The sequence below is a fragment of the Bradyrhizobium sp. 154 genome, assembly GCF_023073875.1.
GTDB lineage: Bacteria > Pseudomonadota > Alphaproteobacteria > Rhizobiales > Xanthobacteraceae > Bradyrhizobium.
Genome location: NZ_JADPKG010000107.1, coordinates 1 through 25,563, shown reverse-complemented (window position 1 = coordinate 25,563; position 25,563 = coordinate 1). Strand labels below are relative to the sequence as shown.

Annotated in this window: 28 protein-coding genes; 7 read left to right on the top strand and 21 right to left on the bottom strand. The window is 64.1% G+C overall.

Annotated features, from left to right (window positions below; genetic code table 11):
* Positions 1–6: 6 nt before the first annotated feature.
* The 8 genes from IVA92_RS26400 to IVA92_RS26365 are packed head-to-tail and all read right to left on the bottom strand — an operon-like array spanning position 7 to position 8,120.
* Positions 7–1,380, bottom strand: coding sequence for an amidohydrolase family protein (locus IVA92_RS26400; RefSeq protein WP_247281370.1), 1,374 nt, complete (start codon positions 1,378–1,380; stop codon positions 7–9).
* Complete coding sequence (locus IVA92_RS26395; RefSeq protein ID WP_247281369.1) at positions 1,377–2,960, bottom strand: ABC transporter substrate-binding protein; 1,584 nt, start codon at positions 2,958–2,960, stop codon at positions 1,377–1,379. Before IVA92_RS26395 ends, IVA92_RS26400 begins: the two co-directional genes overlap by 4 nt.
* 20 nt (positions 2,961–2,980) lie before the next feature.
* Positions 2,981–3,871, bottom strand: coding sequence for a polysaccharide deacetylase (locus IVA92_RS26390; protein ID WP_247281368.1), 891 nt, complete (start codon positions 3,869–3,871; stop codon positions 2,981–2,983).
* A complete protein-coding gene (locus tag IVA92_RS26385; RefSeq protein ID WP_247281367.1) occupies positions 3,858–4,673 on the bottom strand; it encodes an ABC transporter substrate-binding protein in 816 nt (271 codons plus the stop codon). The genes IVA92_RS26390 and IVA92_RS26385 overlap by 14 nt, the downstream gene beginning before the upstream one ends.
* Positions 4,674–4,687: 14 nt before the next feature.
* Positions 4,688–5,452 carry an amino acid ABC transporter ATP-binding protein gene (locus IVA92_RS26380; protein WP_247281366.1) on the bottom strand — a complete coding sequence of 255 codons (765 nt, stop codon included), beginning with the start codon at positions 5,450–5,452 and terminating at the stop codon, positions 4,688–4,690.
* Positions 5,449–6,306: an amino acid ABC transporter permease gene (locus IVA92_RS26375; protein ID WP_247281365.1), complete on the bottom strand. Its 858-nt coding sequence runs from the start codon at positions 6,304–6,306 to the stop codon at positions 5,449–5,451. The genes IVA92_RS26380 and IVA92_RS26375 overlap by 4 nt, the downstream gene beginning before the upstream one ends.
* On the bottom strand, positions 6,303–7,127 hold the full coding sequence (locus IVA92_RS26370; protein ID WP_247281364.1) for an ABC transporter substrate-binding protein: 825 nt from the start codon (positions 7,125–7,127) through the stop codon (positions 6,303–6,305). The genes IVA92_RS26375 and IVA92_RS26370 overlap by 4 nt, the downstream gene beginning before the upstream one ends.
* Positions 7,128–7,163: 36 nt before the next feature.
* Positions 7,164–8,120, bottom strand: coding sequence for an N-carbamoyl-D-amino-acid hydrolase (locus IVA92_RS26365; RefSeq protein WP_256464561.1), 957 nt, complete (start codon positions 8,118–8,120; stop codon positions 7,164–7,166).
* Between the two features lie 156 nt (positions 8,121–8,276).
* Between IVA92_RS26365 and IVA92_RS26360 the strand changes: the two genes are divergently transcribed.
* The gene (locus IVA92_RS26360) at positions 8,277–9,164 is read left to right on the top strand and encodes a LysR family transcriptional regulator (RefSeq protein ID WP_247281363.1); all 888 of its coding nucleotides are present in this window, start codon (positions 8,277–8,279) and stop codon (positions 9,162–9,164) included.
* An 89-nt stretch (positions 9,165–9,253) separates the two neighbouring features.
* Here the strand turns inward: IVA92_RS26360 and IVA92_RS26355 are convergent, their stop codons facing one another.
* From IVA92_RS26355 to IVA92_RS26300, 12 genes are all read right to left on the bottom strand, one after another.
* Complete coding sequence (locus tag IVA92_RS26355) at positions 9,254–10,192, bottom strand: dihydrodipicolinate synthase family protein (RefSeq protein WP_247281362.1); 939 nt, start codon at positions 10,190–10,192, stop codon at positions 9,254–9,256.
* A gap of 18 nt (positions 10,193–10,210) precedes the next feature.
* Complete coding sequence (locus IVA92_RS26350) at positions 10,211–11,017, bottom strand: amino acid ABC transporter ATP-binding protein (protein ID WP_275974750.1); 807 nt, start codon at positions 11,015–11,017, stop codon at positions 10,211–10,213.
* Positions 11,014–11,745 (bottom strand): amino acid ABC transporter permease, encoded by a 732-nt coding sequence (locus IVA92_RS26345; protein ID WP_247281361.1) that lies wholly within the window; start codon positions 11,743–11,745, stop codon positions 11,014–11,016. The genes IVA92_RS26350 and IVA92_RS26345 overlap by 4 nt, the downstream gene beginning before the upstream one ends.
* Positions 11,746–11,764: 19 nt before the next feature.
* Positions 11,765–12,601, bottom strand: a complete 837-nt coding sequence (locus tag IVA92_RS26340) for an ABC transporter substrate-binding protein (RefSeq protein WP_247281360.1) — start codon at positions 12,599–12,601, stop codon at positions 11,765–11,767.
* A gap of 121 nt (positions 12,602–12,722) precedes the next feature.
* Positions 12,723–13,025 (bottom strand): DUF4286 family protein, encoded by a 303-nt coding sequence (locus tag IVA92_RS26335; protein ID WP_247281359.1) that lies wholly within the window; start codon positions 13,023–13,025, stop codon positions 12,723–12,725.
* Between the two features lie 11 nt (positions 13,026–13,036).
* Positions 13,037–13,990 (bottom strand): dihydrodipicolinate synthase family protein, encoded by a 954-nt coding sequence (locus IVA92_RS26330; protein WP_247281358.1) that lies wholly within the window; start codon positions 13,988–13,990, stop codon positions 13,037–13,039.
* A complete protein-coding gene (locus IVA92_RS26325; protein WP_011086090.1) occupies positions 13,987–14,418 on the bottom strand; it encodes a MaoC/PaaZ C-terminal domain-containing protein in 432 nt (143 codons plus the stop codon). Before IVA92_RS26325 ends, IVA92_RS26330 begins: the two co-directional genes overlap by 4 nt.
* 3 nt (positions 14,419–14,421) lie before the next feature.
* Positions 14,422–14,829 (bottom strand): MaoC/PaaZ C-terminal domain-containing protein, encoded by a 408-nt coding sequence (locus tag IVA92_RS26320; protein ID WP_247281357.1) that lies wholly within the window; start codon positions 14,827–14,829, stop codon positions 14,422–14,424.
* Positions 14,830–14,840: 11 nt separating this feature from the next.
* Positions 14,841–16,004, bottom strand: a complete 1,164-nt coding sequence (locus IVA92_RS26315; RefSeq protein WP_247281356.1) for an acyl-CoA dehydrogenase family protein — start codon at positions 16,002–16,004, stop codon at positions 14,841–14,843.
* A complete protein-coding gene (locus IVA92_RS26310; protein ID WP_247281355.1) occupies positions 16,001–17,191 on the bottom strand; it encodes a CoA transferase in 1,191 nt (396 codons plus the stop codon). Before IVA92_RS26310 ends, IVA92_RS26315 begins: the two co-directional genes overlap by 4 nt.
* A 14-nt stretch (positions 17,192–17,205) precedes the next feature.
* A complete protein-coding gene (dapA, locus tag IVA92_RS26305; RefSeq protein ID WP_247281426.1) occupies positions 17,206–18,114 on the bottom strand; it encodes a 4-hydroxy-tetrahydrodipicolinate synthase in 909 nt (302 codons plus the stop codon).
* 63 nt (positions 18,115–18,177) lie between these two features.
* Positions 18,178–18,417, bottom strand: coding sequence for a hypothetical protein (locus IVA92_RS26300; RefSeq protein WP_247281432.1), 240 nt, complete (start codon positions 18,415–18,417; stop codon positions 18,178–18,180).
* On the opposite strand from IVA92_RS26300, the gene IVA92_RS26295 reads away from it, so the two are divergent.
* The 6 genes from IVA92_RS26295 (at position 18,320) to IVA92_RS26270 (ending at position 24,191) form a co-directional block, all read left to right on the top strand.
* Positions 18,320–19,396 carry a LacI family DNA-binding transcriptional regulator gene (locus IVA92_RS26295; protein WP_247281425.1) on the top strand — a complete coding sequence of 359 codons (1,077 nt, stop codon included), beginning with the start codon at positions 18,320–18,322 and terminating at the stop codon, positions 19,394–19,396. The genes IVA92_RS26300 and IVA92_RS26295 overlap by 98 nt on opposite strands.
* Positions 19,397–19,399: 3 nt before the next feature.
* The gene (locus tag IVA92_RS26290; RefSeq protein ID WP_247281354.1) at positions 19,400–19,768 is read left to right on the top strand and encodes a hypothetical protein; all 369 of its coding nucleotides are present in this window, start codon (positions 19,400–19,402) and stop codon (positions 19,766–19,768) included.
* Between the two features lie 12 nt (positions 19,769–19,780).
* Positions 19,781–20,923: an acyl-CoA dehydrogenase family protein gene (locus IVA92_RS26285; RefSeq protein ID WP_247281353.1), complete on the top strand. Its 1,143-nt coding sequence runs from the start codon at positions 19,781–19,783 to the stop codon at positions 20,921–20,923.
* 16 nt (positions 20,924–20,939) lie between these two features.
* Complete coding sequence (locus tag IVA92_RS26280) at positions 20,940–22,523, top strand: CoA-transferase (protein ID WP_247281352.1); 1,584 nt, start codon at positions 20,940–20,942, stop codon at positions 22,521–22,523.
* A gap of 9 nt (positions 22,524–22,532) precedes the next feature.
* Positions 22,533–23,015: a MaoC family dehydratase gene (locus IVA92_RS26275; protein WP_247281351.1), complete on the top strand. Its 483-nt coding sequence runs from the start codon at positions 22,533–22,535 to the stop codon at positions 23,013–23,015.
* A gap of 69 nt (positions 23,016–23,084) precedes the next feature.
* Positions 23,085–24,191 carry a transporter substrate-binding domain-containing protein gene (locus tag IVA92_RS26270; protein WP_247281350.1) on the top strand — a complete coding sequence of 369 codons (1,107 nt, stop codon included), beginning with the start codon at positions 23,085–23,087 and terminating at the stop codon, positions 24,189–24,191.
* A 1,212-nt stretch (positions 24,192–25,403) separates the two neighbouring features.
* On the opposite strand, the gene IVA92_RS26265 is transcribed toward IVA92_RS26270, so the two are convergent.
* Positions 25,404–25,563: IS3 family transposase (locus IVA92_RS26265; RefSeq protein ID WP_247534173.1), on the bottom strand; the 160-nt coding region annotated here is incomplete at its 5' end.

Here is a 25,563-nt window from a genome sequence, read left to right as displayed (position 1 = left end):
GCAAACTCAGCCGGCGAACGCGGCCTGCGCTTCCGGCAAATCCCAGATCTTGCCAATTGCAACAGCCCCTGCCGCGGTGATTGCAGCCTCGTCGCCGTGAACATAGCGGCCGGCGTCAATCAGCACACGGCCATCGACGATGACCTGATCGATATTGGCGCGGTTACCGAGCGCGATCAGCGCACGACGCGGATCGAACAGCGGCTGCAGATGCGGATGGGTCATGTCGATCACGGTCAGGTCGGCCGTCGCGCCGGGCGCGATCGTGCCGAGATCAGGGCGCTTCACCAGCGCAGCTGCGGTCACCGTCACCGATTCGATCAGGTCGGGCGCGCTCGCGACCTCGGCGCGCTGCAGCGCGAGCTTCGAGATCATCGACGCCGCATTCAGCTCGCCGAGCAGGTCCATGTTGTAGCCGTCGGTGCCGACTACCGTCCGCACGCCATGCTCGGCAAACCGGCCGAATGCGGCGGTCACGCCGGATCGGGCGAACACCCGCGGGCAGTTCAGCACCGCCGCGCCGCGCGCCGCCATCAGCTTCAGATCCCTGTCGGAGCTTGCGATGCAGTGCGCTGCGAGCAGATCGGGCGCCAGCAGGCCGAGCCAGTCGAGATATTCGGCCGGCGTGCGGCCGTCGTAGCGCTTGCCGATGGTTTCGACCTCGGCCCGGCTTTGCGCCAGATGGGTCGTGATGGGCACACCGAGCTCGCGGGCGCGCTCCGCGCACACCTTGAGCAGATCCGGGCCGCAGGTATCGGTCGCATGCGGACTCATCGCGAGGCCAATCCGGCCCCCGCCACAACCGTTCCAACGCTGATAGAGCGCGTTCCAAGTGGCGAGATCGGCCGCACCATCGTCGCCGGCGTACCTGACAACACCGTCCGGGCCAGCCTTGGCGTCTGACGTCGAGAACAGATAGGGCGCGCCGTAGAAGCGGATGCCCATCTCCTCGGCGGCGTCGAACATCTCGGGAATCGTGTTGCGGAACGGCTCCATCACCGTGGTCGCGCCGCCCTTCAGCAGTTGCAGGATGCCGAGCCGGGCCACCGCAAGGCGCTCTTCAGGCGAGAGCAGGTCGGCTCCGCGCTTGGTCAGCGGCAGCAGCACCGTATAGACGATGCTCTGATTGTTGCGCCGGCCGTTGCCGTCCTCGGTGTGGCTGCGCGCTACCGCCTCGCTGAAGCAATGATTATGCAGGTTCATCAAGCCCGGCAGGATGAAACGTCCAGGACGGTCACGGACCTCGGCGGCGGATGGCCGGTCCTTGCTGATCGCGGCGATCGTCTTGCCTTCGATCAGCACCCAGTGATCGCGCAGCACATCCTGCGCGCCGTCGCGGCGAGAGAGAACGTAGCTGCCGAAGATCGCGATGCTGCTCATGATGGACGCACGTTCCAGAAGACCGCAGTGCCGTCGAGGATGCCGGTGATGCTCTTGCGGTAGGCGGTCGGTTGCTTGTACAGGCCGATCGGAAAATACGGGATCTCCTCGAACGCCAGCGCCTGGATATCGTGGCAGATCCGCTGCTGCTCCTCCAGCGAGGACGCGGCCAACCACTGGCTGCGCAGGCCGCCCATCTCCTCGCTGCTATACCATCCGGCGACCTTGCCTTCGCCGCGCAGATTGGTGTTGCCGGCCGGATTGAGCCAGTCTATCCCCTGCCAGTTGCCGACCGCAGCACTCCAGCCGCCCTTGTCGATCGGGTCCTTTTTCAACTGGCGCTGCAGCACGACGGCAAAGTCGAGCGCGTGGTGTTCGACGTTCATCCCGGCTCTCCGCAGCATGTCGGCGGCGACCTGGCCAAGCGGCTTTTGCGCGGCCGAATTGCTCGGCGACAGCAGCACAACCTTTTCGCCATTGTAGCCGGCGGCAGCCAGTTCGGCCTTCACCTTAGCCATGTCGCGCGGACCGCGGAAGACGTCGAGGCCGACGTCATTGGCCATCGGCGTTCCCGGGGCGAAATAGCCAATCGGCGAAAGCTGGTAGGCCGGATCGACGCCTGCGACGGCGGTCATGAAGTCGGCCTGGTCGATCGCGCCCAGCAGCGCACGGCGGATCGCCGGATTGTCGAACGGCGGCTGCAGATGATTGACGCGAAGCATGCAGGCATAGCCGCGGGGATCGAGCACACGCGTCTCGACCTCGTCGGACTGCTTCAGCACCGGCAGCAGATCGTGCGGCGTGGTTTCCTGCCAATCCTGCTCGCCGGTCTGCAGTGCTGCGACGGCAGTCCCCGGATCCGGCGTCGTCGTCCACACCACGCGATCGTAATGCACGATCTTGGGACCGGCGGTCCAGTCGGGCTTGCCGTCCTGGCGCGGTTGATAGCGCTCGAATCTTGCATAGGCATTGCGCACGCCCGGCACGCGCTCATCCGCGATGAAACGAAACGGTCCGCTGCCGATCACTTCGGTGATCGGCTTGAGCGGATCCTGGTTCGCAAACCGCTCGGGCATCATGAACGCGGCATGCACCGCGGCCTTGCCGAGTGCCTGTGGCAGCAGCGGAAACGGCCGACGCAAACGAAAACGGATGGTGCGGTCATCGGGCGCGGACAGTTCCTCTGTCGCCGCCATCACTTCGCCGCCGAACCCGTCGCGCGAGGCCCAGCGGCGAATGCTGGCGACGCAGTCACGCGCCAGCACCCGCTCGCCGTCATGCCAGAAAAGCCCGTCGCGCAGCGTCAGGTCCCACTGCTTGGCGTCACTGGAGACGACATGGCCCGACACCATCTGCGGCGAGACTTCCAGCGCCGCATTCATGCCATAGAGCGTGTCGTAGACCATGAAGCCGTGGTTGCGCGACACCTGCGCGGTGGAATAGATCGGATCGAGGAAAGCCAGATCGATCACCGGGATGAAGCGCAGCGTGGTTTGCGATTGCGCGCGCACGATGCCCGGCAAGGAAAAGGCAGGCGCCATCGCGGCCGCGCGAAGCAGCGAGCGGCGGGAGAACTGCATCGAAGACGCGCCCATGCTCATCAGCGCGACTGACCCGCGGCTTCATGCTTCTGGAAGTTGCCTGCGATCGCCTCCCCGGTCGTGATCCACACGTCCGCGCAGGATTTGGCGTAGGTGAGAAACTCGCGCAGCAGGCGCAGCCGCATCGGACGGCCGCTGCACTGCGGATGCAGCACGGTCGTCACCATCGCGCCCCAATCGCGGACCTCGTCGAGTTCGTCCTTCCAGATCGAGAGCACATGCTCCTTCGGAAAGATCGAGCGCGGGCTGAAGCGTGCCGAGAGGCCGTGCATCCAGTCATCATAGCTCGCCGTGACCGGAAGCTCGATCGTGCCCGGGTTGCCGTCGGCGAGGCGGTGGCGATAGGGCCGGACGTCATCGCGGAACGAGGACGTATAGACGATGCCATGGCGTACCAGCGCCGTGCGCAGCTCCTCGGTGAACTCACCATAGGGCGCGCGGTAGCCGATCGGCTTGACGCCGAGCCGCCGCTTCAGCGCTTCAAAGCCCCGCTCCAGCTCGTCCTCGATCCAGGGATCTCCGGGGTCGGGCAGCAGATGGTGATAGCCGTGGTGGCCGATCTCATGACCGGCCTTGAGGATGGATTCGGCCATTGCCGGATGCGCATCGACCGACCAGCCGGTGACGAAGAACGTCGCCTTCAGGTCGAGTTGATCGAGCAGCTCCAGCAACTTCGGTGTGCCGACCCGCGCCTCATAGCCGCCATAGCTCATGGTGATCAGGCGCTGGGCGTGCACGGCGTCCTTGCTGGTCCAGGCGCTCTCAGCGTCGACATCGAACGACAGGAACATCGCCGACCCCCAAGGCTTCGGCCAGGGATAATTCGGTGCCGGGTCCGCGGTGTTCGCCGGGACGAGCGGGATGCTCTGGAGTGCCTTACTGTCCAGCATTGATGGTCGCCTTCTCTACGCCGTTGTCGTTCAGTTTCCACTTCACAAGCAGGCTGCGGTAGGTGCCGTCGGCGATCAGCGCGTCCAGCGCTTCCACAAAGGCCTGCTGCAACGCCTTCTCCTTGACCGGCAAGGCGATCCCGGTGAACTGCGCCGCGATCGCCTGCCCGACGGGCGCATAGGCGCCGGGCTCCTGGTCCATGATGTAGAGCAGCGTCTCGCTGCCCTGGACGGCCGCGTCGATCCGACCCTGCTTCAACTGCGTGCGCGCGTCAGCGGAGCCTTCGGTGCCGACGACCACGATCGCATTGCCGCCGCAATGCGCCGTGCTCCACGCCGCGATCTGGTCCGGGAACATGGTGCGGCGGCTGGCGCCGACCTTCTTGCCACACAGCGCCGCCATGTCCTTGAACTCGGCTGCACGGGATTGCTGCACAAAGAACTGCGGGCCGCTGCGCAGATAATCGACGAAGCTTGCCGCCTCATGACGCGTGGCATAATCGGTGAAGCCGGACAGGATCGCGTCCACCCGCCCCGACGAGATCGACGGCATGAACTGCGCAAAACTGGTCTCCTCCCACTCCAGCTTGATGCCGAGCTTGCGGCCAAGCGCCTCGCCCAGGTCGATGTCGAACCCGGCCAGCGCGTTGGTGACGGGATCGCGGAACTCCATCGGCGGATAGTTCGGCACGATTGCGACCTTGATAGTGCCCCGTTTCGTGATCTCCGCAGGCAGCTCGATCGCAAAGACCGGTCCGGCCATGATCAATCCAACTAAGCCCGCAACAACCAGCCTGATCATCAAAAGTGCCCCCATCAAATCACTGCCGCCAGAAATGCCCGCGTACGTGCCTCGCGCGGCGCCCCGAGAACGTCGGCGGCGCGCCCGGATTCCACAATCGCGCCATGATCCATGTAGACGACGCGATCAGCGACCTCGCGGGCAAAGCCAAGCTCGTGCGTCACCACCATCATGGTCATGCCGCTCTGCGCGAGCTCCTTCATGACAGCCAGCACCTCGCCCACAAGCTCGGGATCGAGCGCGCTGGTCGGCTCGTCGAACAGCATTAGCATCGGCTTCATCGCCAGCGCCCGGGCGATCGCCACGCGCTGCTGCTGGCCGCCCGAAAGCTGCGACGGATAGGAGTCCGCTTTCGTCGCAAGCCCGACGCGCCGCAGGAGCTCGATTGCCTCGGCGCGCACCTCGCCCGGGTTGCGGCCCTGCACCTGCACCGGTCCTTCCGTGATGTTCTCCAGCGCAGTCTTGTGCGGAAACAGGTTGAAGCGCTGGAACACCATGCCGGTTTTCAGCCGCTGCCGCGCGATCTGCCGGTCGGTGAGGCGGCGCAGCTTGCCGCCCTCCTCGCGGACGCCCAGCATCTCGCCATCCAGCCAGATACCACCGCTGTCGATCACGGTAAGCTGGTTGATGCAGCGAAGCAGCGTTGTCTTGCCAGAACCTGACGCACCGATCAGACACAGAACCTCGCCGGGCCACACGTCGAGCGAGACATTCCTGAGAGCCTGGAACTCTCCAAAGGCCTTGCTGACGGAGCGGATCGCGACGAGCGGTTTCGTCATCGGTTGATCCGTGCCGTTCCACGCGCAAAATGGCGCTCGAGCAGCATCTGCAGAGGCGTCAGGATCGATACCACCAGCAGATACCAGCAGCCGGCGACGATCAGAAGCTCGATGACGCGCGAATTCGCATAGTAGATATTCTCGGCGTTGTGCAGCACCTCGGGATACTGGATCACGCTGGCGAGCGAGGTCGCCTTCACCATGCCGATGAACTCGTTGCCGAGCGGTGGAATCACCACCCGCATCGCCTGAGGCAGGATAATCCGCCGCAGCGCCCGCAGCCGCCCCAGGCCGATCGCCTGCGCCGCCTCATACTGCCCGGCGTCGACCGACAGCATGCCGGCGCGCATCACTTCCGACGTATAGGCACCCTGGTTGATGCCGAGCCCGAGCAGCGCTGCGAGGAACGGCGTCATGACGTCAACGGCCCGCGCCGTCCACAGGCCGGGAATACCGATGGTCGGAAACACCAGCGCGAGGTTGAACCACAGGAGGAGTTGCAGGATCAGCGGCGTGCCGCGGAACAGCCAAGTGTAACCTGCAGCAACCGACTTCAGCACCGGATTGGGTGACAGCCGCATGATCGCCGCGACCGCGCCGAGGACGATGCCGAGTGCCATCGCGAGTACCGCCATCACCATGGTGTTGACGATGCCCTGGAGGATCACCTTCGCGGTCAGGAAGCGGCTGACATAGGACCATTCGATCTGGCCATTGGCAAAGGCGCGAGCGATCGCCGCAAGCACAACGACGATCGCGGCCGCAGCCAGCCACCGCCGCCAGTGGATCTCCCGCGCGATCTGCATCTGCGAGAGATCAGGAAAGCCTTCCGCCAGCGTCGGCGCCGCCCTCATTGCGGCGCCGCATTCATCAAGGGCTTGGAAACCGCGTTCGCGCCCAAACCGAATTTCTCGAGGATCTTCTTGTAGGAGCCGTCGGCGATCATCGCCGCCAGATGCTCCGTCACCACTTCGCGCAGTGCGACATCGTCCTTGCGGAACATGATGCCCTGATAGCCGATTGCAAAGGGCTCGCCGACGACACGGTATTTGCCAGCCTCCTGCGCCTGCGCAAAGGGCAGCGTCTCGCCGCCCTGAACTGCAGCGTCGATGCGGCCCTGCTTGAGCTGGTTGCGCACGTCGATCGAGTTCTCGCCCGGAACATACTGAATGGCCGGCTTGCCGGCGGTCTCGCAATTCTGCTTGCTCCATTTCTCGATCTCGATCGGGAAGCTGGTGCTGCGGGTGGTGCCGACCTTCTTGCCGCAGAGGTCGGTGGCGGCGGTCGCCTCATGGTCGGCCAGCACGAAGAACTGCGGTCCGGTGGTCAGATAGTCGATGAAGTCGGCGGTCTCGCGCCGTGAGGCGCGGTCGGAAATGCCGCTGATGATGAAATCGGCGCGCTTGGTCTGCAGCGACGGAATGAGCTCGGCGAACGGCGTCTCGCTCCAGACGATCTTCACGCCAAGCCGCCTGGCAAGCTCGTTGGCGAGATCGATATCGAGCCCGACCAGCTCGTTGGTTGCGGGATCGCGATACTCCATCGGCGCGTAGGTCGAATTAACAGTCAGTTTCAGCGTACCGGCCTGCTTGATCTCTGCTGGCAGTTCGGCTGCCGAGGCGACGGCCGCAGCAGCGAATGCGGCGAGCCCGAGGAAAAGCGAGAGGCGTATCATGTCAGCTCCTTTGCCAACGCTGCAACCGGCCGCGTATCAGTCCATGTCGAGAAGCGCCGGCTCGATGACGCCGGCGCGTTCGGTGATCGCCCGGTATTGCTCGGGCCGCCGGTGGGCCGCAAAATTGAACATCTTGTCCTTGCCCTGACGGCAGAGATCGAGATCGATGTCGGCGACGATGACTTCGTCGGCGAGGGTCTTCGCCTGTGCAACGATCCTGCCATTCGGATCGACGATGCAGGAGCCGCCGATCAGGCCGGAGCCATCCTCGTCGCCCGCCTTCGCCACCGCAATCGCCCAGGTCGCGTTCATGTAGGCGTTGGCCTGTGCGACGAGCGTCGAATGGAAGGTGCGCAGCGCGGCATCCTCGCTGGTCCCGCCGTTCGGATCGTAGGCCGCGGAGTTGTAGCCGATGCACACGAGCTCAACGCCCTGCAGGCCGAGCATCCGCCAGGATTCCGGCCAGCGGCGATCATTGCAGATCATCATGCCCATGATCGCGTGTCCCCACGCCGAACCCGTGCGGAAGGCCGGAAAGCCGAGATCGCCATACTCGAAATAGCGTTTCTCGAGTTGCTGATAGCGCGCGCCCGCCCGCGGCTCGACCGAGCCCGGCAGATGCACCTTGCGATAGCGGCCGATGATCTCGCCGACGTCGTCGACCAGGATCGCGCAATTGTAGCGCCGGCCATCTGCTGTCAGCTCGGCATAGCCGACATAGAAGCCGACGCCGAGCGCGCGGGCGCGGTCGAACAGCGCTTGGACAGCCGGGTTCGGCATGCCGCGCTCGAAATACTGATCGAGCCCATCGCCTTCGAGCAGCCAGCGCGGAAAGAACGTCGTGAAGGCCAGTTCGGGAAACACCACGAGGCGCGCGCCTTGTTCAGCCGCCGCATCCAACAGTTTCAACATGCGATCGAGCGTATGCGCGCGGGTGTCTGCTCTTTGCGTCGGCCCCATCTGGGCGGCGGCAGCACGAAGGACGCGGGTCAAACATTGCCTCCAAATCTAGCGGACTGCTGCCTCGTTAGGCGAACCGATTTTACGTTCGGCAGCACACTTTCCGCAGTGCATTACAAGAAAGCTGGACAGCATTGGCAATCACTCGTGCTATGATATTTTCGGCCAGACTATAACGGGCACGAATAGATGAACCTGCGTCAACTCGAAATTATGCGTGCGGTCGTTCGACACCGGACAACGGTCGCAGCAGCCGAGGAGCTGTCGCTCTCACAGCCAGCGATCAGCAACGCGCTGAAGGCAATGGAGACGCAGGCGGGCTTCGCCTTGTTCGAGCGCGTCAACAACCGCCTGTTTCCGACCGCGGAGGCGATGGCGCTCTACAAGGAAAGCGAGACGATTTTTGCGCTGCATGCCAAGCTGGAAAACCGCGTCCGTGACCTCAGGGAATGTCGCACTGGGCATCTGTCGATCGTCGCAACGCCGCCGCTGGCCTACAGCATCATCCCGCCCGCATTGTCGGTCTTCCTGCGTCGGCGACCGCAGACGCGGATGTTCTTCGACGTACGCCGCTATGAGGGCATCATCGACGGACTGCTGAGCCGGGTCGCCGAGCTCGGCTTCGTGCTCGGCTTCTCGCATCATCCAGGCATCGCGCATGAAGTGGTCCGCGCCGGCGAGATGGTCTGCGTCATGCCGCCGCAGCATCCGCTGGCGGACCGCGCGGTGATCACCGCGTCCGATCTCGTCGATCTACCCTTCATCGGGCTCGAGCGTGGAACACAGTTGGGTGAGGCCGTGCGCGCGAGTTTTGCTTCGGCCGGCGCTTCATTCCAGCCGACCGTCGAGGTGCGATACTGCAACACCGCCTGCGTGCTCGCCGCGGCAGGCATCGGCGCGGCGGTGGTGGATCCATTCTCGCCGCACCAGGCTGGAAATCAAGAGCTGGTCATACGCCCCTTCCTTCCCAAGACACCTGCGCTGGCATACATGCTGTGGTCGGAAGCGGAGCCGATCTCGCGTCTTGCAAGAGTGTTCCTCGATGAAGTCCGCCGAGCAAGCCGGCAGCTTGAATGATGAGGGCATCTTACTGCTGACTGCACAAGCCGACGTCGCACCTGGTCAGGCCGCCCGACTACGCGCGAAATCGTTCTGACGTACCGCCATCATCCGTGTCCGGCGATCCGCAAGGCAAGGTCGAGTGCCCGCAACTCATCCGGCGTCGCCGGCGGCTGCGGCGGCCGCACCGCGTCGCATGACAGACGTCCGAGCAGCTTCAGGCAGGCTTTGAGCCGCACCGTTGCCCGTCCTCCGGGCGGATCGCGGTAGATCGCACCTGCCAGGGGATACAGCTTCTCGTGCACTGCGCGAGCCCGCGGCCAATCGCCAGCCTCCGCCGCGATCCAGAGGCTGACCACTAGTTCCGGAACGACACAGGCGAGACTGACTTGGCTGCCGGCCGAGCCGACGAGATAACTCGTCAGCAGGTGCTCATCTCCCGAGCCGAGCACGACGAAGTCCGACCGCAGCTTGCGGATCAGCCTCAGATTCTGTTCGTAGGCAGCGACCTCCCAGCTGCCCTCCTTGATCGCGACGAAGCGAGGATCGGCGACGAGCTGCTCGAGCAGCGGCGATGCATAGGTCATCGCACCCGCACCGACCGGCGCGGCGTAGAGCATCAGCGGCACGGTCGTGGCATCGCGGATATGGCGGTGATGTTCGATAACACAGCCGTCGGCGTGACCGAGCGCCCAGCTATTGGGCGGAAAAACCAGCAGACCGTCCGCACCCGCCTGCTCCAGCGTGGCTGCCTCTCGCGCAGCCTCCGGGCTGGATTCATGATTGACGCCAGAGACGATCAGGCAGTCCTTCGGAGCGTGCTCGCTCGCCAGCTCCACCACGCGCTGCTTTTCAGCGAGGGACAGCACGAAATTCTCGCCGGCGTGGCCGTTGACCAGGAGTCCATTGATGCCGGGCGTGGACGCGACCGAGGCGAGATGCGCGGCGAGCTTTGCCTCATCGATCTCGAAATCGGGCGTCATCGGCACGATCGTCGCAGCATGAATGCCGCGCAGCCGATCTGCGAACGACCGCGAAATTGTCATCCCGCCGGACATCGCCGTCTAGTGAATGATCTGGTCGAGGAACGTCTTCGCCCGCTCGGATTTCGGATGGTTGAAGAAGTCCACCGGCGCAGCCTGCTCCACGACCTTGCCCTCGTTCATGAACACGATGCGGTCGGCGACCTCGCGGGCAAAGCCCATCTCGTGCGTCACGCACAGCATGGTCATGCCCTCCTCCGCGAGCTTTTTCATGGTCTCCAGGACTTCCTTGACCATCTCAGGGTCGAGCGCCGAGGTCGGCTCGTCGAACAGCATGATCTTGGGACGCATGCACAGCGCGCGTGCGATGGCGACACGCTGCTGCTGGCCGCCCGACAGCTGGCCGGGGAATTTCTCGGCCTGGTCCGGAATCCGGACCTTGGTGAGGAAATGCATGGCAAGGTTCTTTGCCTCCGCTTCCGACATGCCATTCACGGTCATCGGCGCCAGGATGCAATTCTCCAGCACCGTCATGTGCGGGAACAGGTTGAAGCTCTGGAACACCATGCCGGTGTCGCGCCTGACCACATCGATGTTTTTGCGCTGGCGATCGAGCTCGACGCCGTTGACGTAGATCAGGCCCTCGTCGTGCTTCTCGATGTGATTGATGCAGCGGATGAGCGTCGACTTGCCCGAGCCGGACGGACCGCAGATCACGATCTTCTCGCCTTTGGCGACCTTGAGATCGACCTCATTCAACGCGGTGAAGTCGCCATAGTGCTTGTAGACGGCCTCCATCCGGACCGCAGGCACCTCACGGAGCTGCGGTTGCGCTGTTGCACCTTCGACGCCGCTCCCCATAGCGGTATTCATCGATGTCTCGCTCATGCGCGAGCCTCCACGCTCGCCTGCACAACCGGCCCCCTCGCGTCGAGGCGCCTCGACTTCGCAGCACTCGACCGACCAAAGTGCTTCTCCAGCCGGCGTTGAATCGCATCCCAGACCGAGGTGAGGATCAGGTAATAGGCGGTTGCCGCCGCATAGACTTCGAGGATTTGGAAATGCTCCTGCATCAGCATGTCGCTGCGGCGCATGAGCTCTTCCACCGAGATCACGGAGGCGAGCGAGGTCGCCTTCAGTAGCGAGTTGATGGAGTTGCCGAGCGGCGGGATCATCAACCGGAACGCCTGCGGCAAGGTCACGCGGCGGAACGTGACCCAGGGCGACAGGCTGAGCGCCCAGGCGGCCTCGCGCTGTCCTGCCGACACCGCCATGAAGCCGCTGCGCACGATCTCGGCGAGATAGGCCGCCTCATTGAGGATCAGGCCGACGAGTGCGCAGGTGATCACGCTGAACTTGATGCCCAGCTGCGGCAAGCCGCTGTAGATCACCACCAGCTGGATCAGCAGCGGCGTGCCGCGGAAGAACCAGATGTAGAAGCGCGCAGCGCCCGCGAGCGCCGGATTGGACGACATGCGCAGCAACGCGACGCCCATGCCGAGGATCAAGCCGCCGACGACCGCCGCCACCGTCAAGCCGATGGTAACGAGCACTCCCTTCATCAGGAAGTAATTGAAGAAGTAGCTGACGGCGGCCGTCGGACTGAAATGGCTCATCGGCTCGTCTCCGTAGATCTCAGGCCGGACCCGGGCCGGCGATCGCAAGCGGCTGGTCGGCCGGCATGCTGGTCAGGCCGAACTTGTCGAACAGCGCCTGGTAGCTGCCATCGGCCCGCATAGCGTTCAGCGCCTTGACGACGGCATCGACCACCATCTTGTTACGGAAGCCGAGCGTCGTGCGCGCGGTGCCGAGCCCGCTCAGCACTTCCTTGACGCGGCCCCGGCTGGTGAGATCGCGCGCCACGCTATCCACGAGCAAGGCGTTGTCGACCTGTCCCGCCAGCAGCGCGCTGACGACGTTGGTGGCAGTGGGAAACGTCCGCATCTCGACGGCGGCTCCGCCTTTCGCCACGCTGGCATCGCTGAGCTTCTTGAGCCAGTTCATCTGGTAACTGCTGACCTCGACGGCGGATGATTTTCCGATCAGATCATTTTCGGTAGCAATTTTTGTGCCGCTGTCGGGGGCCACCACGACAGAGATCGCCTGGATCGCGTAAGGCACCATGTACATCAGCTTGGAACGCTCCTCGGTCCAGAACATCCCGGTATCGATGCCGTCGATGCGGGTCGCGTTGAGGGCGGGAATCATTGCCGGAAAATCCATCCGGACGAGTTCGACCGGAAGACACAACCGCTTGCCGAGCTCGGCGGCGAGCTCGACGTTGAGGCCCTGCAGCTGGCCGTCCTTGTCGACGAATTGCTGCGGCGGATTGGTCGGGTTGATGGAGAGCTGCAACTTGCCGGGCGCGATCAGATTGTCGTCGGTGATTGTGGGCGTACAGGCGGCATGCACCGCCGTGGATGCGAGAACGAGTGCGGCAACAGCACCCAAGCGAAGCAGTGTCGAGACCATGGATACCTCCAGTAACACGCCAATAACTGATGCAGTTCCTCGCCCGGAATTCCCCTCGACGTTTCTTGGATGCGGCCGGCCGGATCTCGCGACACGGCAGGCAGCGTCGTCTTCGATCTGCTCAAGCCGGTCCCGACATCGGCCTGAGCTGGATGCGCATGAAGTTCTTCACCAGGGATTCGAACGGACCGAAGCCCTTTACCCTCAGGAATTCCGGCGTCTCGAATGCCCATCGCCCCGCGACTTCGTACATCGCGGCGTATTTCGGCCCGTCGCCGATGGAGACGAAGCGCTTTGCCGAGAGCCAGCCGGGACAGGCGAGCAGATCGGGGAAATGCCTCTGCTCGTACCAGGCGTTGAACGCAGCCTCGTGCTCGGGGTCGATGTCGACCCGCACGATATGGATGAAGGCTTCGTCCAGCATCGTCTCGTTCCTCATGCCGGACGGATGTCGCCGGCTGCGCGCGCCACACCGACCGTCGTTACAATGGCATCGCACAGCGCAGGTAGAACCGGCAGCAGCGGCGGCCGCGGATCGGCATTGCGGATCAGGCCGAGCGCCTTGAGCCCGACCTTCATGCGCGTGTGCATGTCCATGATCGGCGCAGGCCCGTAAATGGCGCGGACGATCGGATAGAGCCGCTCGTTGACGGCGCGCATCGCCTTGAGGTCGTCGGCGAGCGAGGCCTGCCAGAGCGCTGCGAACAGATGCGGCGCGAGGCTGACGAGGCCGGAGAGAATGCCGTCGCCGCCGACGGCGAGCTGCGGCAGGAACCAGTTGAAGTTCGACGGCAGGATCGCCACGGATGGATCGGCCAGCTTCACCGCCCGCCGGTTCTCGTCATAGGCCAGCATGGTGTCGCTGCCCTCCTTAATGGCGATGACCCTGTCGAGCGCGGCGATCTTGGCCAAGGTCTCCGGCGAGTAGCCAAATCCCGATGCGAGCGGATACTGGAAGATCGACACGGGAATTCCGATCGCGGAGGCGACCGCCTGCACGAAAGCCATTGGCGCGCGCGAGGTCGCCGACGCTCCGCCGCCGAGCGGTGCGGGCGGGAACAACACCGCGCAGTCGGCACCGGCAGCCTCCGCGAGCTGTGCCTGATGGATCACTTCCGCGGTGGAATGCGCGATGATGCCGGCCAATAGCGGCTTGCCGCCGATCTGCCGGCGCGTCCGCTCGATCACCGCCTGACGCTCGTCATCCGAGAGCGATCCACCCTCGCCGGCATGTCCATTGACGAACACCGCCGCGATGCTGTCAGGGCAGGCGCAATAGTCCAGCACGCGGGCATAGCCGTCCCAGTCGATCGAGCTGTCGTCCCTGAAGGGCAGCACGGTCGCGACCGTGACGCCACGCAAATCCGGTTTCTTCATCGCCTTGCTCATGACGGTTTCCGCCGCGGAAATTTCAGGCTCGCGCGCGCCTTCAGCACTTCGAGGCCACCTTCGTTGCGCGCGCTCGCTTCCCAGATGATGGTGCGGGTCTCGTCGTGCTGCTCGGCGATCCAGACGTCGAAGGTGAGCGTATCGCCGTAGAACACGGGACCGGTGAACCAGAACCGGTCCTCCACCGACACGCCGATAGTGCCGACCAGCTCGCTGGTGAGGATGCTAGTGCAGAGTCCCGCAACCATGATCCCCGGCGCCAGCCTGCGGCCAAAGCGCGTCGCGCCGGCATAGACCTCATCGACATGAACGGGACCGAAATCGCCGGTCGCGGCGATATAGAGCGCGCCATCGGCCTCGGTGATGGTCTTGCTCAGGCTGACCCTGTCATTCACCTTGAGATCGTCGAAGGATTTCGGCTCGTACATGGCTTAGGCGCTGGCAAAGGGAACCAGCGTCGCGGTGCCGTCCACCACGGTGGCACCTGAGGGCGACAGCGTGCAGGTGACGCGACAGACCGCGTCGTCGCCGTCAACCGAAACGATCTCGGCCCTGGCCTCGACGGAGTCGCCGACGATCACGGGCGCGGCAAAATTCAGCGCGATGCTGCCGATCCGCCGCGTGGGACCACCGAGCTGGCTGAGGCACGTCGTAGCGAGACCTCCGACCGCGAGTTCGAAGGCGATCATATTCGACGCGCCAGCTTTCTTGGCGCGGACGGCATCGACATAGAGAGCGCCGAGATTGCCGCTAATGCCGGTGAACATCGCCTGCTCGGCCACGGTCATGGTCTTGCGGAAGGCGAAGGCAGCGCCGGGCTCAAGAGGTGCGTGGGACATCGATCGTTTCCCTAAAGCTGCAGGCCGTTCTTGATGGTGCTGCGCGCGACCAGCATGCGGTGAATCTCGGAGGTGCCGTCATAGATGCGGGTGACTCGGGCATCGCGATACATCCGCTCCAGCGGCAAATCCTTGCTGAACCCCATGCCGCCGAACACCTGGATGGCGCGGTCGACCACGCGGCCCTGCATCTCGGAGGCCGCAACCTTGATCATCGAGACCTTGTCTCGCGCATCCTTGCCCTGATCGATGTCCCAGGCGGCGTTCATCACCATCATCTTCACGCCGAAGATCTCGGTGGCGGAATCCGCGATCAGCTTCTGCACCATCTGGAAATCGCCGATCAGCTGGCCGAACTGGCGCCGCTCGCCGGCATGCTTGCGCATCATCTCCAGCGCACGCTGCGCCATGCCGACAGCGCGGGCGCCGATATGGGCGAGCCGGATCTGCAGCACGCTTTGCATGATCAGCTTGAAGCCGCCGCCGACCTCGCCGAGCACGGCCGCTTTCGGAATGCGGCAATCCTCGAAGCTCAGTTCGGCATGGCCATAGCCGCGATGGCCCATCATCGGCTGGGTGCGCGCCACCTTGAAGCCCGGTGTGCCGCGATCGACCAGGAACAGGGTGATGCCGCCGCGGGCACGCTTCTCCTTGTCGGTCAGCGCCATCAGAATCACATAGTCGGCGATGTCGCCGTCGCTGATGAAATGCTTGGTGCCGTTGAGGACCCACTGGTCGCCATCGGGCTGGGCGGTCGTGCTGATTGAGGCGGCGTCGGAACCGGCGCCAGGCTCCGTGATCGCCATGGCGCAGATCTTGTCGCCCTTCACCGTCGGCAGCAGGTAGCGCTCGATCTGGTCGCCCTTGCAGGCCATCAGCATCGGATAGACCTGGCCGAACACACGGCGGATCAGCGCGTCGGACGTCTTGCCGAACTCTTCCTCGACCAGGCAATGTTCGACGCAAGTTAGCCCGCCGCCGCCCACATCCGTCGGCATGTTCATGGCGTAAAGGCCGAGCTTCTGCGCCTTGGACTTGGTGACCGCCAGCGCGTCGGCCGGCACTTTGGCCGTCTGCTCCACGACGTCTTCGAGCGGCTGCACCTCCGTCTCGACGAAACGGCGAACGGTGTCGACCAGGAGACGTGTCTCCTCGGGCACGGAAAAGTCGATCATCGCGCCACTCCCACGGCCTTGCCGGCGATCATCGCATCAATGTCGGCTGCGCCGTAACCGATCTCGCCGAGCACTTCGCGGGTCTGCGCACCGAGCCGTTGCGGCACCAGCCGCACCTCCGGCGTCCGGCCGTCATAGCGCGCGGGATGTGCGATCATCCGGATCGGCGCGCCGCCTGCACTCTCGGCACTCTTGAACACGCCGAGATGCTTAAGCTGGGGATCGGTCTCGAGGTCGCGATAATCCTGCACCGGCGCGTGCCAGATGCCCGCGGCTTCCAGCGCGGGCAGCCATTCCGCCGTCGGCTTCTGCTTCAGCCTGATAGCAACGATCCGCGTGATCTCCTCGCGCTTCGAGAAACTGTCGCCCTCGCCGAATTGCTTCAGCTCTTCGCTATCCAACGCGACCGCGCGCGCTTTGGGCGTGGCCATCGAGATCGCCATATGACCATCCCCCGTGGCGTGAACGCCGTAAGGCCCGGGGCTGAACCACGCCGCGATGCCGGCCGGGCCGCGCGGCGTCGGCGACGGCGCGCCGTTTAGCCATGCCGTCAGCGGCTCGACCTGGAGATCCAGTGCGGCCTGATAGAGGTTGACCTCGACGAGCTGTCCCTTGCCCATCTTCGTCCGGGCGAACAGCGCCGCGAGGATGCTCATGGCGTAGAGCGAGGCGGCATGCTGATCGACGATGACGGCACCGACCGCCGTCGGCTCGCCGTCGGCGCGTCCGGTCCGCATCGCAAGACCCGACATCGCTTGAAGCAAAAGATCCTGGCCCGGACGATCCTTGTACGGCCCCTCCGATCCGAAGCCGGTGGCAACCGCATAGATCAGGCCGGGGTTGATCTCCTTGAGCGTGTCGTAGCCGAGGCCGAGCTTGGCCATGGTGCCCGGCCGAAAGTTCTCCATCACGACATCGGCGGTGGCGACCAGCTTCTTCACCGCCGCAACGCCGTCGGGATGCTTGAGATTGACCGCGAGGCTGCGCTTGTTGCGCCCGGTCGCCAGATGATTGACGCTGTCACCCGCAATGAAATGATTGGCGACCGCCCAGTTGCGCTGAAAGGCGCCCTCGATCGGTTCGACCGCGATGACGTCGGCGCCAAGATCGGCCAGCGTCTGCGCCGCCAGCGGGCCTGCGAGATAATGATTGAAGCTGAGGATCTTGACGCCGTCGAGCAGGTTCATCCGTTCACCTCAGTTTAAGCAGCCGCAACCGGCGCACCGCGCCATGCGAGATCGAAGGTCTTGACCAGGGCGCGTGCGGCCGCATCCTGCGCAGCCGGCAACGGCAGCCGCGGCGGCCGCGGATGGCCGGCTGCAAAACCCATGTGGCCGAGCAGCGCCTTGCTGCCGGCGACGTAGGCCTGGCCGCCGACGAATTCGATCACCGGCAGGTATTTGAGATAGAGCTCGCGCGCTTCCTTGATCGCGCCGTGGTCGGCGACGAAGCTGAAGATGCGAGCCATCTCCGCGGGGACCACGTTGGAGGCCACAGCCACCCAGCCTTGCGCGCCCTCGACGAAGGATTCGAAGCCGAGGATGCCGCCGAACACCGTCATCCTGTCACCGCAGAGGCGGATGATGTCGCGCACGCGCGTCACCTCCAGCGTCGAATCCTTGATATAGAGACAGTTGTCGATCTCGGCGATGCGCGCCACGAGCTGCGGCTTGAGATCGACATTTGCGGTTGCCGGATTGTTGTAGACCATGATCGGCAGCGCGATCGCGTCGGCCACCGTCTTGTAGTGATGGACCAACTCGTCGTCGGTCGGCGTCGAATAGAACGGCGGAATGATCATCACGCCGTCAGCGCCCAGTTTTTCGGCACGGCGACTGAGGCGAACCACCTCACGCGTATCCTCCGCGCCGGTGCCGATCAGCACGGGGACGCGCCCCGCCGCCTGGCGAATGACGACCTCGGCAACCAGCGCCTTCTCGTCATCGTCCATGGACAGGAACTCGCCGGTCGAGCCGAGCGGGATCAACCCGTGAATGCCCTCCACGATCTGCCAGTCGACGAAGGCGCGCAATGCCGCGACATCGACCTCGCCCGCTGCCGTGAACGGAGTGATCATGACGGTGTAGGTGCCGCGGAACGTCTTCATCAGGGAACTGCCGGGTACTCGGGTGGATTCAGGCGATGGATGCCGCCTGCGGAATAACCGCACGCCTTATGCAATCGTTTGCATAAATGTTTCTGCATTGGGCAACACCATCCATTTTTTAAGCTTGATTGGTGTGGAATAAGCTCTTAGCGTTTCTGCAATCGTTTGCAGTTTATCGGCAGGTTTGATGAGCGTCACGCTCAAAGATGTGGCACAGGCGGCCCGCGTTTCAGTCAGCACTGCTTCCCGAGCGCTGACGGGAACCGGCCTGACCAGCGAACGCACGCAGCAGCGGCTGGTGCGCATCGCGCGCGAGCTCGGCTATCGACCGAACCCGATCGCACGCGGATTGAAGACCGGACAGTCGCGGCTGGTGGCGCTTCTCGTCCACAATCTCACCAACGCCTCGTTCCAGGTGATGGCCGAAGTGGTGCAGGCGCGCGTGAAGGCGCTGGGTTATCAGATGCTTCTGTGCATCGGCGGCGACGATCCGCAGCAGGAGAGCGACACCCTCACCACGCTGGTCGACCACCGCATCGACGGGCTGATCGTGGTGCCGACCGGCAAGAACGGCGCGCAGCTCAAGGCGCTCTCGAAGGACGTGCCCATCGTCTGCCTGGTGCGGCGCGACGACGCGACCGATCTCGAGACCGTGCTCGCCGACGATCCGCAAGGCGCATATCTCGGCACGCGTCACCTGATCGAGCTCGGGCACAAGCGCATCGGGCTGATCGTCGGCCGCCAGGACACCACGTCCGGCCGCGAACGGTTGTCCGGCTATGTCCGCGCCCTGCGCGAGGCCGGCATCGTCAGGGACGACACATTGATCCATGCCGGCCATTTCGAGCCCGAGACCGGCGCGACCTCCGCCCGCAAGCTGCTCGACCTTCCCCGCCCGCCCAGCGCGATCTTCGTCGCCAACCACGAGGCAACGCTCGGCGTGCTGCGTGTCACCGCGGAACGGAAGATCGTCATTCCCGACGATCTGTCGCTGCTCTGCTACGAGGACATGCCGTGGTTCGAATGGCATCGCCCGGCGATCAGCATCGTCGACAACGGCGCGCGGGATCTTGCCAATCTCGCCGTCGACCGGCTGCTGCATCGCATGGACGCCAAGGGAAATAGCAAGGGCAACGGCAATGACGGCGTCCGCGAATATCGCGTCGGTGCCCGGCTGATCAAGCGCGACTCCTGCCGCCAGATCGAAGCCCCGGCCCCTGCGAAATCCGGCAAGTTCAAATCGTCTTCATCCAAATCATCTGCGGCCAAATCCGCGAAGGTCTGATCGATGCCGTATGTCGAAGTGCTCGCCCCGCAAGTCCCGTCCCAGCGCAAGGCCGCGGTGGCGCGCTCGGTGACCGACGGCCTGATGTCGGCGTTCGGCGTCGCCGCCGATACAGTCACACTCTATTTCCTGCCGATTGCGCCTGACGACTACGCCCATGCCGGCACGTTCGGCGCGCAGGCTACCGGCCAGCGCATCCTGCTCAAGGTCCACGCCTTCCGCCGCAGCGAGGCTGAGCGTCGCGCCGCCGCCATCGCGCTAACCCGCGGCGTGTGCAGCGCCTATGGCGTGCCGGGCGACGACGTCGCGATCTATTTCCTCGATCGCGCCCGCAGCGAAGTCTCCCACGATTCCAAGCTCGCCAGCGACTGACGGGAGCACGCCATGGACCGCTTCTACAGCCAAGACCAGAAAGCCCTGCGCGAGACCGCCCGCCGCTTCGCCGAAGCGGAGATCCTGCCGCGCGCCGCCGCGATCGACCGCGAGGACCGGTTCGACCGCGCGCTCTACAAGGGCATGGCCGATCTCGGCCTGTTCGGCATCTGCCTGCGGGAAGGCGCCGGTGGCGCGGGTCTCGATGCGATTGCTGCCTGCATCGCGATGGAGGAGCTGGCGCGCTGCTCCGGCGCGGTCGCTAACGCCTTCGCAATTCCCGTCGAGGCCGTGCTGTTCTTCGACCATCACGGCACTGAGGCGCACAAGGCGCTGATCCCCAAAATCCTCAACGGCGACATCATTCCCGCGACCGCCGTCTCGGAACCCGACCACGGCTCCGACGTCGCGGGCATCCGCACCAACGCGGTGCGCGATGGCAATGGCTGGCGGCTCAATGGCACCAAGGCCTGGGTGACGCTCGGCGGCGTCGCCGACCGCATCATGGTGCTCGCGCGCACCGGCGCAGATGCGGGCCATCGCGCCATTTCCTGTCTTCTCGTGGACGGCACCTTGCCCGGCATCGCCCGCGGCAAGAACGAGGAGCTGCTCGGCATGCATGGCCTCGACGACTGCCAGATGACCTTCTCAGACGTGCGCCTCCCCGCCGACAGCGTGATGGGGCCGGAGAACCAGGCCTTCAAGATGGCCATGAGCAATTTCAACTTCAGCCGGCTCATGATGGCCTCGATGGCGCTCGGCATGGCGCAGGCGGCGTTCGAGGACGCCACGACTTACGCAAAGGACCGCAAGCAGTTCGGCCAGGCCATCATCGGCTTCCAGGCCGTACAGTTCATGCTCGCGGACATGTCCACCGACATCGCCGCCGCGCGCCTGCTGATCCACCACGCCGCGCGCCTGCACGATGCCGGCGAGTCGATCGCCAAGGAGGCGGCGCAGGCAAAGCTGTTCACCACTGACATGGCGATGAAGCACGTTTCCAACGCGCTGCAGATCCACGGCGGCAACGGCTATTCGCGCGAGTACCGCATCGAGCGCATCTTCCGCGACGTCCGCCTCGCCCAGATATACGAAGGCACCAACCAGATCCAGCGGCTGATCATCGCCCGCCAGGTCGAGAAGGAGGCCGCGTGATGCGGGAAGCGCGCTCATGCTGAGCATCATCACAGCGGCAGAGGCCGCCGGTCTCATTCGCGATGCTGACACGCTGATCGTCGGGGGAAATGGCGGCACGGGCGCTGCCGAATCGATCCTTGAGGCGCTGGAGCAGCGCTTCCTCGGCGGCCAGGGTCCGCACAATCTGACGCTCATCAACATCACCGGCGTCGGCGCCGTCACCGAGAAGGGTCTCTGCCATCTCGCCCATGAAGGCCTGATCGCGCGCGTAATCGGCGGCAATTTCGGCCTCCAGGTGCCGTTCATGCGCCTCGTCCGCGACGAGCTGATCGACGCCTACAATTTCCCGCAAGGGGTGATGAGCCAGCTCTGCCGCGCCATGGCGGCAAAGCATCCGGGCGTGCTCACCCATGTCGGTCTCAACACCTACATGGACCCGCGGCAGGATGGCGGCCGCATGAACAAGCGCACCACAGCGCCGCTGGTGGACCTGCTCGAGTTGCATGACCAGTCGTGGCTGCTCTACCGCGTGCCCGCCCCGCCCGATGTCGCCATCATCCGCGGCACGTCCGCGGACGAGGACGGCTATATCAGCATGGAGCACGAGGGCACCACGCGCGAGGATCTCTCGATCGCACAGGCCGTGCACAATGCCGGCGGCACCGTGATCTGCCAGGTCAAGCGCATCGTGAAGCGCGGCTCGATCCATCCGCAGATGGTGAAGATCCCGGGCTTCCTGATCGACCACATCGTGCTCGAGCCCGAGCAGATGCAGACCTACGGCACCGCCTACGACCCCGCACGCTGTGGCGAGACGCGCGTCCCGGTGGCGATGATCACGCCCGATCCGCTCACCGAACGGCGGGTGATCGCCCGCCGCGCCGCCTTCGAGCTGCGCCCTCGCGACGTCGTCAATCTCGGCGTCGGCATCTCCGCTATGATCCCCAATGTCGCGGCCGAGGAAGGCATCTCGGACCTGATCACGCTAACGGTGGAATCCGGCGTGGTCGGCGGCGTGCCCGGTCACGCCCGCGAATTCGGCACCGCCATCAATCCACGCGTCATTCTCGATCAGGCCTATCAGTTCGACTTCTATGATGGCGGCGGCCTTTCTTGCGCCTTCCTCTCTTTCGCGGAGGTGGACGAAGCCGGCAACGTCAACGTCACCCGCTTCGGCGAGCGCCGCGACGGCTCCGGCGGCTTCATCGACATCACGCAGAACGCCAAGCGGCTGATCTTCAGCGGCACCATGACCGGCGGCAAGTTCGACATCGGCGTCGAGAACGGCCGCCTGGCGATCCGTCGCGACGGCGCTTTCCGCAAATTCGTGCCACAAGTGGGCCAGATCAGCTTCAGCGCGTCGCTGGCGGCACAGCGCGGCCAGCATGTCAGCTACGTCACCGAGCGCGCCATGTTGGAGCTCGAGAACGGCAGCGTGACCCTGACCGAGATCGCGCCGGGCGCGCGGCTTGAGGAGGACATCCTCGCCCGTATGGATTTCAAGCCGCGCATCAGCCCGCAGCTGAAAGACATGGATCCGCGCATCTTCCGTTCGGGCCCAATGGGCATCGCGCAGAGCTTCAAAGCCCTGCCGGCGCGGCCGCGCAAGGTCGCCTGAGGGATCAGCATGGACGCGAGCGCTCCGATCAATCTCCGCTACGAGGACATCGCGCTCGGCGCGGAGTTCGAGACCGCCGTGCACACCGTGACTGAGGCAGATATCGCGGTCTTCGCCGACGTCACGCGCGACCATCATCCGCTTCATATCGACTCAGGTTACGCGCGCTCGCGCGGCTTTCCAGCGGTCATCGGCCATGGCCTGTTCGGCCTGTCGCTGATGGAGGGGCTCAAGTCGGAGCTGAAACTGTACGAGGAGACCTCGGTCGCCTCGCTCGGCTGGGACGAGGTGAAGTTCAAGGGCCCCATCGTCGCCGGCGACACCTTGCGTGTCCGCTTCCGCTTCGTCGAGAAGCGGCCGACCAAAAATCCGGAGCGCGGCATCGTCGTCGAGACGCTCGACCTCCTCAACCAGCGCGACGAGGTGGTGACCGCGGCGCGCCACATCTCGCTCATCCTGACCCGGCAAGCCGACGCGACGGTGGAAACATGACGAGACATTGAAGAAAACGCGGACCGGAGGACGGCTCCTCTGCACCCACGCTTTGATTGGAGTATTGAGATGCGATATCGAAAAACCCTCTCCGCCCTAGCTCTGCTCATCGGCCTGTCCCAGGCGGCCGGAGCCCAAACCTGTACGCCGAAGGTGCCGGCGTCGAGCCTGATCGAGGCGCCGAAATGGCAGATGTCGATCAACCCGACGCTGCCGCCGCAGCAATTCGTCGACGACAAGGGCGAGCTGCAGGGCCTCAATGTCGAGCTCGCCCGCGAGATCGCCAAGCGCATCTGCGTTGAGGCGGTTTTCCTGCGCATGGACTTCCCGCCGATGATCCCGGCGCTTCGCTCCGGCCGCTTCGACGCCATCAACACCGGCCTGTTCTGGACCGAGGAGCGCTCGAAGATGCTCTATCTCGTGCCTTACGCGCAGCAGGCGATCAGCATCTACACCGATCCCTCCTCCAGCCTTAAGCTGGAGAAGTTCGAGGATCTCGCCGGCCGCATCGTCGGCGTGGAATCGGCGACCTATACCGAGCGCAAGGCGCGCGAGTTCAGCACCGCGATGGAGGCCAAGGGCCTCAAGCCGGTCGAACTGCGTACCTTCGCCACGGTGACCGCGACCTCGGCCGCGCTGCGTGCTGGCCAGCTCGAAGCCGCTCTCAACATCAACGAGACCGCGAACGCGCTCGAGCAGAAAGGCATCGCAAAGATCTGGGTCCGCGACATCGCCGGCCGACATCACCTTCGCCTTCCGCGACAAGCTGCTGGCGCAAGCCGCAGCAGATGCGCTCACCGCGATCCGAGCCGACGGCACCTACGACAAGCTGTTCGACAAGTTCGGCATGACCAAGCTGAAGGCCACGACGTTCGCCATTCGCGGGGATGGGCCGACGAATTGACAAGCTCGCGCTATCTCATGTGTGGCAGCGCACATATGATCGACCTACTGCCGCTGATGGGAGAACAGGAGCATCTGCCTGCTTACTCGTTGGTCGCGGGAAACGCGACCAACCCACACCCCAGGAACGGTTTGATCTCGGGTGGATCAGCACGCCCACGCCATTACGCGCCGATTGAGTGTCAATTTTCATATTCGAGAACTGAGGTTGCTCGTCAGCCTCGCGTAGTCTGCCGTCACTCTCGAAATCTTGCGTTGCACTTGCACCACTGAAGTCCGCTCGTCCGCTTAAGAGAACTTGCTCCTCATTGGCTGTCGCAAGATTTTTCTTGATCTCCCGGTGCACACGTTGTGCACACGCCGCCTTCTAACCAATTGAAACACTCGAACTCTCGCTCCAATCCATCACGGGGGCAATGCAAAATCGATGCGCTAACAGATTGATGTTATTTCGCTTTATCGTCTCGTCTGGTATAGCTGATGTTCGGGCCGACTAAAGTTTTCAGGCTAACAGTTGAGGCATTCTCCTTTCGTTTCAAGTGCTTATTCAGAGGGCTTCGTAGCCCCGTGGAACATGGCACGTCCGGTCGGTACAGCATTGCTGTACTAGATGAGGTCGTGCAGTACCACGCTAGTTCGAATCCTCCTTACCAATCCCGTTTCCTTCGGCCGCAAAGTAACGTGCCGCTCTGGCCAGGCCTAGGGAAGAACAAGTACGGTCGTAGTGTTGGCGGCGGTAGAGCAAGCAAACTTGCGGGCTGCGGTCCGCTGGTAGGCGCGTGCGTTATCAGGACAGCAGGTTGGCGAAAGCTTCGGCCTATACTGAGTTCGAAGAATGAGCGCTGCCCTCCGAAGGCAAAGATCGCCCATTCGAATTCCGCCGGAGCTCGAGGTCGATGGCTCAACAGTCCTGGCTAGATCGGGTGAAACTGAATTGCAAAAACCCGGGCCCGCGCCCTGCAGTGTGTGCCGCACGAATGGATGGCATGCCTCTTCGTCGCAGCCGTTCACGCCTAGGGCGTCGAGATCAATCCACCAGGCGTTGCAACTATCCAGCGGTTGCCCCAACGCACGATAGAGTCGATCCGCCCGATGCCGGGGACCACGTCGCCCCGTGCTGCCATTCGAATCCCATCGGGCCCTTCGAGCACCGCCGTTCCACCGCGAACGTCAAGGACTGCCCACCCCCTAATAGTCGTTGGTCTTGTCTCGGGGACCGACATGAGCGGCCCCGCAGACCCAAGCGAGCCGGTCACAGACATGTCCGCCTCGCCGGCCGAAGAAGCTTGGTTCGAAGCTTCCGCCGATTGCGCCCCACTCGACGCTTTGGCCAAGGGCTTCGGAGCAAGGCTCGCGCTTGTTGTGGAGGGCTGACCTACACCAGGCGGTGTTCGCGAGTCCGAGGCTGATGCTACCTTTCAAGCGCTTTCGATCCTGCCGCCTGACTTTGTGTCCTGAGCTGCTGCCGGTTTGATGGACACCAGGTTAAGCTAATCCCACCTTGCGCTCGAACTCAACCGGGCTGAGATACCCGATGGTCGAGTGCCTGCGGATCGTGTTGTAAAATCTTTCGATATAGTCGAACACATCGGCTCGTGCCTCGTCTCTGGTTCGGTAGATCTTGTTGGCGGTCCGTTCGGTCTTG